Source organism: Pedobacter paludisoli (assembly GCF_052344095.1).
GTDB lineage: Bacteria > Bacteroidota > Bacteroidia > Sphingobacteriales > Sphingobacteriaceae > Pedobacter.
The window spans coordinates 4,632,746-4,645,886 of record NZ_CP179926.1 but is presented as its reverse complement, the minus strand read 5'-3'; the positions used below and the strand labels follow the sequence as shown (position 1 = coordinate 4,645,886).

Below are 13,141 nucleotides of genomic sequence, written 5' to 3'. Positions count from 1 at the left end.
TAGAAAATATACTGCTATGTGCCAAGAGAAATATGATAATATTCCATTTAATAACCTTAACCTTCTGTTTATCAATAAAAAATATTTGATTCCTATAAGACATAGGCTAACTATTTCGTTAAAATAAGCCCTCTGCACTCTGTTTTATGCTTAAAATAGATGCGGCCAATTTATACACCTATATATAATAGCACGCTTTTCGTATATCGTGCTGTTCTGCACAACTGGTTGTTATCTAAACCCGACCCTAATGAAAAACCCACAGGGAGGCACGATCGAGGATTTGTAGTGAAGGGCGGGACTACCTTTAATAGGTGTTACTGACATTGCTTTTCCATAAAAGTGTTTACTAATGCTATATGTCAAGTTACCTACCGATCATTTTTGTTAAATTTTGTTAAGGAATATGCAGATTGATTTGCTTTGCATAGTTTAGTGCCCAAATTGTTTTTATTGTTGTTATCGTATTATTATTTATCTTTGCAGAATGTTTAAAATTAAACACTTATTTATTTTATTATTTATTGCCTTCATTGGCCTAGCAGGTTGTAAGAGCAAGTTTGAAAAACTTAGGGCTAGTAACGATGTTGCTAAAAAGTACCAAGAGGCTTTGCGCTTATACAACAAAAGAGATTATAGCAAGGCATTGATATTATTTGAAGAGCTATCTCAAAAATATCGTGGCCGTGCCGAGGCGGAGGATTTGAACTATTATTACGCATATACTTTATATAGATTACAGGATTATACGACTGCCCGTTATCAATTTAAAAGTTTTGCCGATACATATACGAACAGTAAAAATGCAGAAGAAGCGCGCTACATGTCGGCGTACTGCTTGTATTTAGAATCGCCTAATTTTTCGTTGGAGCAGGAAAACACGTATAAAGCGATTGATGCGTTGCAGTTATTTATTAACTTATACCCTAACAGCGATCGTGCAGCGGCAGCAGCTAAATACATTTCGACCTTACGCCTTAAATTAGAAGACAAGGCTTTTGAAAATGCGAAAATGTATTTAACCACCGGGCCTAGTAATCCAGATAATTACAGAGCTGCTGTAATTGCCTTAAAAAATGCGCAAAGAGATTACCCTGATATTAAATATGCGGAAGAAATGGATTTCTTGATGATTAAATCGCAATATTTATATGCGAAAAACAGCTTGGTTTATCGCCAAGAAGAGCGCTATACTGAAGCAATTGAGTTATACGATGAATTTACAGATCATCACCCTGACAGCAAATATGCGAATGATGCAAAGAGTTTGAAAAAAGATATTGATGCAGGCATTGTTTCGGCGAAGCAACTAATTGCCGAGTATGCTGCTGAAGAGGCTAAATACAAAGAAATGCTGATTAGAACCGGCAAGATAAAAGATACTACTAACAATAAAACGGATATTAAAAACAAATAATAAATGAATACTAATAAACCTGCTGTACCGAATACTACAGTTACCAGAAATGTACATGATTTAGACAGAACAACTGATAACATTTATGAGTCGTTGGTTGTAATTGCTAAAAGAGCAAACCAAATTTCGAACAACATGAAAGAGGAATTGCATGGTAAATTAGCTGAATTTGCATCGAGCAACGATAATTTAGAAGAAATTTTCGAAAATCGTGAGCAAATTGAGATTAGTAAACACTATGAGCGTTTGCCTAAACCTGTTTTGGTTGCGATGGATGAGTTTTTAAACGAAAAAGTTTATCACAGAAATCCTTCTAAAGAACAAAAATAATTAGCTTAGCGCATGGCGTTTAGAGCAAGGCGTTTCTTTTAAGCAATTCGCTCTAGGCTCAATGCAAAATGCACGATGTTAAAAAACAAAAATATTATCCTTGGCGTTTGCGGTAGCATAGCGGCCTATAAGTCGGCATTTTTGGTTCGGCTTTTGGTTAAAAATGGTGCAAACGTTAAGGTTATCCTTACCCCTGATGGTGCTAATTTTATTACACCACTAACGCTTGCTACGCTTTCGAAAAACCCTGTTTACACCCAATATTTCGAAGAAGAAACCGGCGTATGGAGCAACCATGTGGAACTTGGTTTATGGGCCGATTTAGTGCTTATTGCACCAATTAGCGCTAATACACTCTCGAAACTTTCGAATGGGATATGCGACAATTTACTTACCGCTACCTATCTTTCTGCTAAGTGTCCCGTGTATGTAGCACCTGCTATGGATTTAGATATGTGGAAGCACGAAAGTACGCGGCAAAACATTAAAAGAATTGAATCTTTTGGCAATACGGTTATTTCACCCGGAAATGGTGAACTGGCTAGTGGATTGTATGGAGAAGGCCGAATGGCCGAACCAGAAGAGATTATTGATTTCTTAGAAAGTACCTTAAAGTTGGCCTCCCCACTCTATGGGAAGAAAGTACTGGTTACCGCAGGTCCTACTTATGAGGCTATCGATCCGGTACGTTTTATAGGTAATCATTCATCTGGCAAAATGGGCTTTGCTTTAGCCGATGAATTAGCAGCCTTAGGCGCCGATGTTACCTTAATTGCTGGTCCTACTGCACAAAAAGCGAATCAAGTGTTGACACGCATTGATGTGGTGAGTGCACAGGATATGTTAGAAGCTTGTTTAGCTCATTTCGAACAAACTGATATTACCGTGATGTGTGCAGCCGTGGCGGATTATCGCCCCGCAAATGTGGCAGATCAAAAGATTAAAAAACAAGAAAGCACCTTCCATTTAGCACTAGAAAAAACAGTAGATATTTTACAAACCCTGGGTACGAAAAAACAACCGCATCAACTTTTGATTGGCTTTGCACTGGAAACCAATGATGAAGAAAACTATGCAAAAGGTAAACTTGAAAAGAAAAATCTGGATTTAGTTGTTTTAAATTCTCTAAACGATAAAAAGGCAGGTTTTAAATTAGACACCAATAAAATTACTATTTTTAATAAAGATTTAGAACGCACAGTATACGAAGCTAAATTAAAAACTGATGTTGCTAAAGATATTTGCTTAGCAATCTTAAAAATTTTAAAATGATAAAAAGACTTGTTTTTATATTCCTATTGTTTGGTTTTAGTAAAGTAATGGCACAGGAGCTAAATGCCCGTGTTACAATTTTAACGCCGCAAGTATCGAATATAAACAAGGCTACGGTAGATGTATTGCAAAAAACCATCCGCGATTTTTTAAACAACAACAAATTTAGCAACGAAAGTTATCAAGCGGTTGAGCGCATTAGCTGTAACTTTGTTATCACCATTACCTCTTGGGATGGTGGCTCAGGTTATACAGGTGAAGCGCAGATTCAAAGCAGCCGACCCGTTTACAATTCTTCCTATAACAGCACCTTGTTAAACATGAGTGATAAAAATTTCGACTTTAATTTTAACGATGGCGCAACCATTGATTTTTCAGATCAGACTTTCATTTCTAATATTAGCTCGCTTCTTACCTATTATGCATACACCATTATTGGTTTAGACAAAGATAGCTTTAGTAAAATGGGCGGAACTATTTATTTCAAAAAGGCCCAAAACATTATCAATTTAGCTCAAACTTCGCCAAATTTAGGCTGGAAAGCAGTTGATGGATTGCGGAATCGCTTTTGGTTTAATGAAAATACCTTAAATCCAATTTATGGCGAACTGCGCAATTTTATTTATAATTACCATTTTGGCGGATTGGATCAGCTAACCATGCGCGATAAAGGGCTAATGAATATTTTAAATGCGCTACCTGCTTTAACGGAAATGGATAAACAGAAACTGGGTTCTATTTTTCCGAATGTATATTTCGCCTCAAAAGCAGAAGAAATTACCAACGTACTTGCTAAATTACAAGGACAAGATCGTGTAAAAGCGTATAACATGTTGGTAGAGGTTGATCCGGCTAACATTGGCAAGTATGAACTCCTCCGTAAAAACTAAGACCACCTAGTCCTGGTACAAAGAGTACTTTCGTGATGAGTAAATGTTTAACACTTTGCATTTTTTTGAAAAACCGACTACTATTTTTCCCGTTGGCTTTAAGCAAAAAAAATTAGATTGAAAGCCGATTGTAGAATGTTAAATGATCAGGAAATTATTGAATGCTAAACAAATTACTCCCTTCAAACACCTATTTATTAGGTAATTAAAGACCTCCAATCCCCCATTTTGTTAAAAATTTGTTAAAACATTTTGTTATTACGAATAACTTCGTACATTTGAATACGAATTTATTCGTACATATATAAAACCACAGGGATGAGCGATATAAAACCTACCGAAGGAGAAATGGAGATTCTACAGGTGTTATGGAAAAACAAAACCGCAACTGTAAGAGCCGTACACGAAGCACTGAACAAAAAAGATTCTGGCTATACGACCACGCTTAAATTAATGCAAATTATGCATGAAAAAGGAATGGTAAGTAGAGATACCAGCCAAAAAACACATGTTTATACTGCGTTAATTACACAAGCGAATACCGAAAAGCAATTGGTTAATAAATTTATTGACCATGTTTTTAACGGATCGGCGGCGCGGTTGGTTATGCAGGCTTTAGGTAATCACAGTGCCAGTGCTGATGAAATTGACGAAATAAAAAAATATCTAGAAAGTTTAGAACAAAAATAACACGCAAATACGAGGGAGATTAAAGAAGGGGATAGTCATTAACCAAAACCAACAACCTTATACCATTGATTATGGAAACCTTAGTGCAACAATTTATTAAAGCATTTGGCTGGAGCATTTTAAACTCTTTATGGCAAAGTGCCATTATTTACGGCCTCCTATTTATTGTACTTTTTAGCCTACCAAAAATGGGTGCTAAATACAAGCATAATTTAGCCTTTGTTTCCATAGTAGCCATGTTTGGTTCGTTTTGTTACAATTTTGCGCACCATTTGGTCATCAGTAGTGGTAACACGGCTACTTCGGAAAACAAGCCTTTCATCCTACCTACAAGCTACCTCAATCAGGTACCGCCAAGTTTTAGTGCGAAAGCTGAGCAGTATTTCCCCATCATTGTTTTGTTTTACCTTGTGGGTGTTTTACTCCAACTATTTGTCATTACAAAAGGTTATTACAGATTAAACAAATACAAAAACAACGGCTTAAGCAATATCCCACAAGAGTGGCATACTATTTTTGAGGCTGTGGTAAATAAACTGAGTATCCGTAAGAAAATACAATTTGAAATTTCTAGCCTCGTAAATGTTCCTTTGGTTATTGGTTACTTAAAACCTATTGTGCTATTCCCATTGGCTTTGGTTAATCAATTAGAAACGGAGCAGGTTGAAGCCATTTTGATACATGAATTATCGCATATCAGAAGAAATGACTTCTTGTTAAATTTGATTAAAACAGCCATTGAAACGGTTCTATTCTTTAATCCATTTGTTTGGTTAGCGGGTCGTTTCATACATATTGAGCGCGAGCATGCCTGCGATGATTTGGTTTTAAAGTTAACCGGAAAACCGTTAAACTATGCACATGCTTTATTAAAATTAGAACTACTAAAAGATAAAAATAGTCCAGCGTATGCCTTAGCAGCAACTGGCAAAAGTCAAAACCTTTACCAACGCATAAAACGAATAACGAATATGAAAACGAACTATTTAAATGCAAAGCAACAGATGGCAGCACTAACGCTTGGTTTAGCCTGTCTATTTTCAATTGCTTGGATTAACCCATCAGAGAAAAAAGAAAAAACTCAAAAACGCAGTACCAAAATAACATTTACCTCAAATCTGAATACCCAACTTGCCTTGCAAACCAGTCTTTGCAACGACACCAGCAAAAAAAATAAAATAAAAATTGTTACCGTTGATGCCAATGGAACGAAAAAAGAATATAATTCGGTTGCTGAATTACCTGATAGTTTAAAGAAAACGTTCTACACGGAAAACATCAATCTGGGTGGCAAAGGAATCATCATTAAAATGGATAGTAATTCATTTCATTACACTATTGATACTGCTGTTTGTGTTAACTTAAGCAAGAAATTTGAATCGCCTGAATGGAAAGCACAAATAGCTAAAATTGAAGTGCAAGCAAAAGCCATGGACAAAAAAATGAATTCGCCTGAATGGAAAGCTAAAATTGCCAAAATGGAAGCACAAGCGAAAGCGATGGATAAAAGAATGAACTCTCCAGAATGGAAAGCTAAAATGGCTGAAATTGACCTTCAAGCGAAAGCTATAGATAAAAGAGTAAATTCTCCAGAGTTCAAAATGATGATCGACTCAGCCCTTGTGGTATTCAAATCTCCAGAGTTTAAAAAAATGAGAGATTCGGCTTTGGTAATAATCAAATCTCCAGAATTTAGTGCGCGGATAGCAGACCTTAGCAGAATAAAAATCGAAGAGAAAAGGTTATCAAATTTAACCGAACTTAAGGTAACGTACAGAGATAGTGAGGAGTTTCGCAATTCGCAAGAGTACAAAAAATTAAAAGAGAAATTTGAACAAGATGTAAAAGCCTTAAAAGAAAAACAAGCTACTGAAAAAGCAAAACAGAAATAAATAACACACAAATAAATCCTACGGGGCGAAGAAAATTCTTCGCCTTTTTTTGTTTAAAAAAATCCTACTATTTTTAGTGCTAACCAGTTTAATGTTTTATTTTCGCAATGCTATGCTTCAAAAACTTTCTATTCGTAATTATGCATTAATTGATGGCCTTGACATCGAATTTGATGCTGGTTTAAACATCATCACCGGCGAAACTGGAGCGGGAAAATCGATTATATTAGGCGCATTATCCTTAATTTTAGGCCAAAGGGCCGAGAGCAAGTATTTTTTTAATCAAGACAAAAAGTGTATCATCGAAGGAAACTTTCTATTTAATGATGATAGCTTAAAAACGCTTTTTGAAGAAAATGATTTAGATTACTTCAAGGAAAGTACCTTACGTCGAGAAATATCCATTGATGGGAAATCTCGTTCATTCATTAACGATACACCTGTTAATCTAACAACACTAAAACTGATTGGCGAAAAACTGATTGATATTCACTCGCAACAAGCAACGCGAGAACTTAATGATAGTAGCTTTCAATTATTGATGGTTGATTCTTTATCCAATCATGGCACTTTATTAAGCAGTTATCGCACCGATTATAAAAAATTAAAATCGCTTAAAAATCAACTCAATTTGCTTGTTGCAGAGGCCAATGAAGCGCGAAGTAGGCACGATTATGAACAGTTTCTGTTTAACGAATTGGAACAAGCCAATATAAAGGAGAACGAACAAGCAGAATTAGAAGAAGAACTAGAACGTTTAACCCATGCTGAAACCATTAAAAGAGCTTTGTTTATGGCAGCTGGTCTATTAACGGAAAGCGAACCTTCGGCTGTACACCTTTTAAAAGAAGCACAACAACATGTTCAAAGTGTTGAAAAGTTCGATTCATCGATTCAAACACTTTTCGAAAGACTTAAATCTTCCATTATTGAAATTAAAGATGTAGCCGCCGAAATTTCTACCATTGAAGAAAACACTATTCACAGTGCGGAACGCCTGGAAATGGTGAATAGCCGCTTAGACTTGTTGTACAATCTACAACAAAAACACCGTGTAGGCACATTAAATGAGCTAATTGCTTTGCAGGCGCAATTGGAAAGCAATTTAACGCAACTATTATCGTCAGATGAACAAATTGAAAAGCTCGGTACCGAAATTGAACTCCTTCAAGCCAGCCTTCATCAGCAGGCAGATCAACTACGTGCAAACCGCGCTCATGCTGTAAAAATTGTAGAAGAACAAACACGTTTAACACTGATGCAAGTGGGCATGCCGAATGCTAAATTGGTTGTTCAACAAGTACCTTTGGCAGAATTAAACAAAGATGGAAAAGACGAAATTACTGTATTGTTTAGCGCCAACGCGGGACAAGCACCGGCTCCGGTAGGCAAAGTTGCCTCTGGAGGAGAATTGTCGCGTTTAATGTTAGCCATTAAAGCACTTTTAGCGAAATATACCGCGTTACCAACCATCATTTTTGACGAAATTGACAGCGGTATTTCCGGAGAAACGGCACTCAAAGTTGGCGCAGTTATATCAGAATTAGGCCACAACATGCAAGTTCTATCCATCACACACTTACCACAAATTGCTGCAAAAGGAAATTCGCATTACTTTGTGTATAAAAATGATGAAACAGGGAAAACGACCACTGGTATCCGAAAATTAAAACAAGAAGAGCGCATTCAAGCACTTGCTGAAATGTTAAGCGGTAAAAATCCAGGTGCCTCGGCCATTGAAAATGCAAAAGAATTGCTACAATAATTTTTTTCTTGAGTGCTATGTAAATTATTATTAACTTTATTAAAAGCCTTTGGGCTTTTTTTTACGCCTAAATCAACTAAAATATTAGTTAAATGAAACACCTATTTATCGCCATTTTTATCCTACTTGCTTCAACTACCGTTAACGCTCAAGAAAGCTTTCCATTAACGGGAATCATCAAAGATCAGAAAAATCAGATACTTCCGGGCGCTGGCGTGTATGTCAGCGGTTTCAAAATTGCTACCAGTGCTAATAATGAGGGCCGCTATACCCTTCACTTAAAACCTGGCAATTACGATATTTTGGTGCAACTCATTGGCTATAAAAGTACCAATCGCAATGTTGTAATTACCAATAAACCTGTTCAATTGGATATAACACTAGAAGAAAGTGTTACCCAACTTTCGGAAGTAACCATTAAAGCCGATCCCAATCGCCAAAGATACATTAACCTATTTAAATCGTTCTTTATTGGTACTACACCCAATGCAAAAGAATGTAAAATCTTAAATCCAGAGGTTATCATCCTTGATTATACAAACGGTATTTTAAGCGTTAAGACAGAGAAATTTCTCGTAATTGAAAATAAAGCCCTTGGATACAAAATAAATTATCTCATTAAAAATTTCGAATACAATAAAAAAACAAGAATTATCTATTACGAAGGTTATCCTAACTATGAAGATTTAAAAGCATCAGCGAGTAAAAAGAAAAAATGGTCTAAAAAGCGGTTGGAAAGCTATTTAGGATCCCCACAACATTTCTTTCAATCCTTATACAAAAACACAACCCATGAAGATGGTTATATCATTTATAAACTGGTAAAAAAAGACAATCCGACTCGCCCAAGTGATAGTTTAATAAATGCCAAAGTAAAACAGTTTACTTCTCGAACAGACCTCGCCACAAAGAGTCTTGTTATTCAGCCAGGTGATTCTTTAAACTACTGGTTAGCCAAAAAAAGGTTGGCCCAATCAATCTCCTATTTAAATAAACAACCCGTATTAACCGATACATTGGTACATACGTATGATCAAAATTTAAAATCTATAAATTTTACGGATGCTCTATATGTAATGTACACGAAAGAAAAAGAATCCAATGAATACACGAGTGTTCTTAATCAATCTATCTCACGCCCACTGGATATTCCTAATTATCAAATTTCTTTGCTCAACATACTAGTGAGCCCCGCATTTTTCTATTCCAACGGTTCCATTTACGATCCAAAATCTTTTTTATTTGAAGGATATTGGGCATGGGAAAAAGTTGCCGATAGTGTTCCAATTGACTATATGCCTCCTAAAAACTAAAGCATCTATTTTTATGATAAAAAACAAGTTTGATTTTTAAGGTGCATTGGAAAAGTTCTTGGACTCAAACCTCATAGATTTTCAAAACCTATGAGATTTATAAAAAAGATGTTAAAAGTGTTAAATCCTACTTTCACATTTTTAACACTTATAGCTTTTGGTTACATTCGTCTTATGTTTAAATACCTTTTAGTAGCCCTTATTTTCATCCTAATGGGCGCTAATGCACATGCACAAACAACATATTCTATTAGTGGTACCGTTCGCGATGTAAAAGGCATATTGCCAGGTGCTGGCGTATACATTAGCGGCTACAAAATTGCTACTGTTGCAGATGGTGATGGTAAATTTAGCTTACGAAACTTAAAGCCAGGCAGCTATGACCTTTTGGTCCAAATGGTGGGATATTTACCTTTCTCAAAAAGTGTAATTATTGCGGATAAATCGGTTGTGGTTGACATGATTTTGAAAGAAAATACCGTTCAATTAAATGAAGTGGTGATACGCGCAGACCCTAATCGGCAAAAATACATCAATCAATTTAAGGAATTTTTTATTGGAAAAACACCCAATGCAGCGCAATGTAAGGTTTTGAATCCCCAAGTATTAAACGTTGACTTTGATGTAACGAAAAGTACCTTAACAGTATCCAGCAACGATTTTTTAATTGTCGAAAACAAAGCCCTTGGTTATCGCCTTAAATACATGCTTGATCATTTCGAATATAATTCACGAACGCATATCATTTACTATTCTGGGCATCCTTTTTTCGAGGAATTAAAAGCCTCGGCGTCCAAAAAGAAAAAATACATTGCTGCAAGAGAAATTGCTTATTATGGCTCATCACAGCATTTCTTTCGCTCACTTTATGCGAACAAAATTGAAGAAGAAGGATTCATTTTAACCAAAATGCTAAAGGTACCCAATTCACATCGTGCCTCTGATTACATTATCAATCAAAACATTGCACGATTGAAAACGCTTCCTGTTAAAACGGGTATTCGTAAAGTAGCTTCCATCGCCGATACGGCGGCCCTAAATTTTTGGTATCATCAACGTGATTTACCAAGGACCGTTGATAAATTTTCAGAGATTCCCATACTGGTAGATACCTTGGTTCATACCTACAACCAAGATTTAAAATGGATGAATTACACCGATGCTTTATGTGTACAATACACCAAAGAAAAAGAATCGTTAGCCTATTCTAAAACTGGTTTCTGGATTTTCCGCCCCCTTACGGTGCCTGAAAACGAAATATCGGTGGTCAATTTAATGGAAGGTCCTGTTCGTTTTTACCAAAATGGAGGTATTTACGATTCCAAATCATTCCTATTTGAAGGGTACTGGGCATATGAAAAAATTGCCGACATGGTTCCCATGGATTACATCCCTCAAAATAAAAAGCAATAAACGACCTCCACAGCTATTAGCGATGAAGGCATTTGGCTATTATTTGTTAGTTTTTAACAAATAATAGCCCTATTATTTGTATTTTCCGTCCAATTTTTAATCCTTATATCTATTCTATTGACGTTTACTGAGCGAATCAAAAAGATTTTTTTCATAAATCCTTATTAAAACACGGAGAAAAATAATTAACAAGCGATCACTAAGCAGAAAAGACAGAGCTATCTTCCATAAAACCATGCCCTACAAAACAACCTTATTAATTGCCTTATTCCTCTTAAAGATATCAACAGCGAATGCCACATTCCTCCGTTCCCCCAATGGAAAATTGGTCCTAAATTTTTTAAACGAGGGTCATACTAATACGTTATCTGTTACCTATCTAGGAAAACAAATTCTGACAAAATCTACTATCGGACTGCATATAAATGGTCTAGACTTTTGTAAAGATGTAGTCGTTACGCAAGGTCTCACAAAAACGATTAATGAAAGCTGGCAAAGTATTAATGGAAAGCAATTGCAGGTAAAAAACAACTATAAAGAATACGAATTACACGTAAAAAAGGCCAATGAGCTTTCTAACTACTATACATTAATCTTTAGAGTTTTCGATACAGGCTTCGCGTATAGATATGCATTTAATCCGAAATCATTCCAAGATAGTATCAAAATTACACAAGAGCTAACCAATCTAGCATTCAGCGAAAATTATAGTTACTGGGCATATAATCATGAAAACCATAATCTGGGACCTATCAGAAGGTCAGAGAAAAAATTAAAGCAAGTCAATACACCTGTTGTGCTAAAATTTGATAACAATATCTATATGGCAATCCATGAATCGGCTATAGAAAATCTAGCGCCATTTTCAGTAAACGCCTCTTCAAACGACATTTCCATGCAATTCAATACCCAGTATGGCATCCAAAAAAAATTATTTAACACTTCTTGGCGAACGTTTTTAGTAGGCGAAAAGATAGGCGACCTTGTAGAGTCTGATTTAATTGAAAACTTAAGTGAGCCGAACAAAATCAAAAATGCTACTTGGATTAAACCCGGCAAAGCGGTGTGGGATTGGCGCATTTGGGGATATAAAACGGAGGATGGTTTTGAATATGGCGGTAACACCCAATCACATAACAAACTCATTGACTTTGCATCAGAAAATAACATTCAATATTTAGTGATTGATGCCGATTGGTATGGCGCCGAATTTAGCCATGAATCCAACCCTACCACACCCAAAAAAGACATCGATATACACGGTTGTTTAAAATATGCAAAAGCGAAAAATGTAGGTATATTTTTATATTTAAACGACGTGGGGGCTAAACAATTTGGTTTAGAACATATTTTGAAACAATTTTCAGACTGGGGTGCAGTAGGTATAAAATATGGTTTCATGAAAGGAACAGCCTATGAAAAAGTATTACAAACCAAAAAAGTCATCGAGCTTTGCGCTAAATATAAATTAATGGTTGATTTTCATGATAGCCCCATTGCCCCCAATGGCGAAAACAGAACATTTCCAAATCTATTAACGAAAGAATTTGGCCATTCACAAGCCGATGCAAAAAAATCGGTATTTCCAGAAACCGCAGTAAATCAACCGTTAATTAACATGATTGCGGGCCCGCTAGATTTATGCAATGGATGGTTTGGCTTAAATAATGCGCACATCAATAGAACTAAGGTGTTTGAACCAATTCCAAGTACGGTTGCTGCTGAACTCGCTAAAATTGTTGCCATCTATTCAGGATTAATCGTATTACCAGATAGCCCAGAAGAATACAAAAAGAAGCCTGAATTATTAGCCTTTATTAAGGTTTTACCTGCCCAATTTGACAGTTTAAAAGTACTCGATGCTCAACTGGATGAATACGTATCAATTGCAAGAAAATCTGGGAAAAATTGGTTTATTGGTTCCTTAACAAATAGAAGCGAAAGAACATTACGTATTGATTTAAATTTTTTACCGAGAAATAAATCCTACGAAGCCACGTTTTATGAGGATGCTCCGAACAGCCACTTTCTCCATAACAAAGAGGCATATACCATCAGGAAACAACGGGTAAATGCAGACACTAAACTGTTACTAAAATTAGCTCCAGGTGGAGGCAATGCCATCTATTTAAAACAAATGAACTAAGCTTTTCAAAACA

General features: G+C 36.0%; 10 protein-coding genes. All 10 read left to right on the top strand.

Translation table 11 applies throughout. From position 1 onward, the window contains the following. Window positions 1-487 precede the first annotated feature (487 nt). The 10 genes from ACJVDK_RS19145 (at window position 488) to ACJVDK_RS19100 (ending at window position 13,128) form a co-directional block, all read left to right on the top strand. On the top strand, window positions 488-1,417 hold the full coding sequence (locus tag ACJVDK_RS19145; protein ID WP_443938270.1) for an outer membrane protein assembly factor BamD: 930 nt from the start codon (window positions 488-490) through the stop codon (window positions 1,415-1,417). A 3-nt stretch (window positions 1,418-1,420) separates the two neighbouring features. Then, the gene (locus tag ACJVDK_RS19140; protein ID WP_443938269.1) at window positions 1,421-1,747 is read left to right on the top strand and encodes a DNA-directed RNA polymerase subunit omega; all 327 of its coding nucleotides are present in this window, start codon (window positions 1,421-1,423) and stop codon (window positions 1,745-1,747) included. 75 nt (window positions 1,748-1,822) lie between these two features. Then, window positions 1,823-3,019, top strand: a complete 1,197-nt coding sequence (gene coaBC / locus ACJVDK_RS19135; protein WP_443938268.1) for a bifunctional phosphopantothenoylcysteine decarboxylase/phosphopantothenate--cysteine ligase CoaBC — start codon at window positions 1,823-1,825, stop codon at window positions 3,017-3,019. Beyond that, window positions 3,016-3,909, top strand: coding sequence for a type IX secretion system protein PorD (porD, locus tag ACJVDK_RS19130; protein ID WP_443938267.1), 894 nt, complete (start codon window positions 3,016-3,018; stop codon window positions 3,907-3,909). The genes coaBC and porD overlap by 4 nt, the downstream gene beginning before the upstream one ends. Window positions 3,910-4,227: 318 nt before the next feature. Then, on the top strand, window positions 4,228-4,599 hold the full coding sequence (locus tag ACJVDK_RS19125) for a BlaI/MecI/CopY family transcriptional regulator (RefSeq protein ID WP_443938266.1): 372 nt from the start codon (window positions 4,228-4,230) through the stop codon (window positions 4,597-4,599). 71 nt (window positions 4,600-4,670) lie between these two features. Next, window positions 4,671-6,491: a M56 family metallopeptidase gene (locus tag ACJVDK_RS19120; RefSeq protein ID WP_443938265.1), complete on the top strand. Its 1,821-nt coding sequence runs from the start codon at window positions 4,671-4,673 to the stop codon at window positions 6,489-6,491. 112 nt (window positions 6,492-6,603) lie between these two features. Beyond that, complete coding sequence (gene recN, locus ACJVDK_RS19115) at window positions 6,604-8,256, top strand: DNA repair protein RecN (protein WP_443938264.1); 1,653 nt, start codon at window positions 6,604-6,606, stop codon at window positions 8,254-8,256. Between the two features lie 92 nt (window positions 8,257-8,348). Continuing rightward, window positions 8,349-9,569, top strand: coding sequence for a carboxypeptidase-like regulatory domain-containing protein (locus ACJVDK_RS19110; protein ID WP_443938263.1), 1,221 nt, complete (start codon window positions 8,349-8,351; stop codon window positions 9,567-9,569). Window positions 9,570-9,659: 90 nt separating this feature from the next. Further along, complete coding sequence (locus ACJVDK_RS19105; RefSeq protein WP_443938262.1) at window positions 9,660-10,982, top strand: carboxypeptidase-like regulatory domain-containing protein; 1,323 nt, start codon at window positions 9,660-9,662, stop codon at window positions 10,980-10,982. Window positions 10,983-11,217: 235 nt separating this feature from the next. After that, window positions 11,218-13,128 (top strand): glycoside hydrolase family 97 catalytic domain-containing protein, encoded by a 1,911-nt coding sequence (locus ACJVDK_RS19100; protein ID WP_443938261.1) that lies wholly within the window; start codon window positions 11,218-11,220, stop codon window positions 13,126-13,128. The last annotated feature ends 13 nt before the right edge of the window (window positions 13,129-13,141 follow it).

Coding starts and splice junctions, on each gene's coding strand:
- ACJVDK_RS19145 (WP_443938270.1), top strand. CDS start 488: ATGTTTAAAATTAAACACTTATTTATTTTATTATTTATTGCCTTCATT.
- ACJVDK_RS19140 (WP_443938269.1), top strand. CDS start 1,421: ATGAATACTAATAAACCTGCTGTACCGAATACTACAGTTACCAGAAAT.
- coaBC (WP_443938268.1), top strand. CDS start 1,823: ATGTTAAAAAACAAAAATATTATCCTTGGCGTTTGCGGTAGCATAGCG.
- porD (WP_443938267.1), top strand. CDS start 3,016: ATGATAAAAAGACTTGTTTTTATATTCCTATTGTTTGGTTTTAGTAAA.
- ACJVDK_RS19125 (WP_443938266.1), top strand. CDS start 4,228: ATGAGCGATATAAAACCTACCGAAGGAGAAATGGAGATTCTACAGGTG.
- ACJVDK_RS19120 (WP_443938265.1), top strand. CDS start 4,671: ATGGAAACCTTAGTGCAACAATTTATTAAAGCATTTGGCTGGAGCATT.
- recN (WP_443938264.1), top strand. CDS start 6,604: ATGCTTCAAAAACTTTCTATTCGTAATTATGCATTAATTGATGGCCTT.
- ACJVDK_RS19110 (WP_443938263.1), top strand. CDS start 8,349: ATGAAACACCTATTTATCGCCATTTTTATCCTACTTGCTTCAACTACC.
- ACJVDK_RS19105 (WP_443938262.1), top strand. CDS start 9,660: ATGAGATTTATAAAAAAGATGTTAAAAGTGTTAAATCCTACTTTCACA.
- ACJVDK_RS19100 (WP_443938261.1), top strand. CDS start 11,218: ATGCCCTACAAAACAACCTTATTAATTGCCTTATTCCTCTTAAAGATA.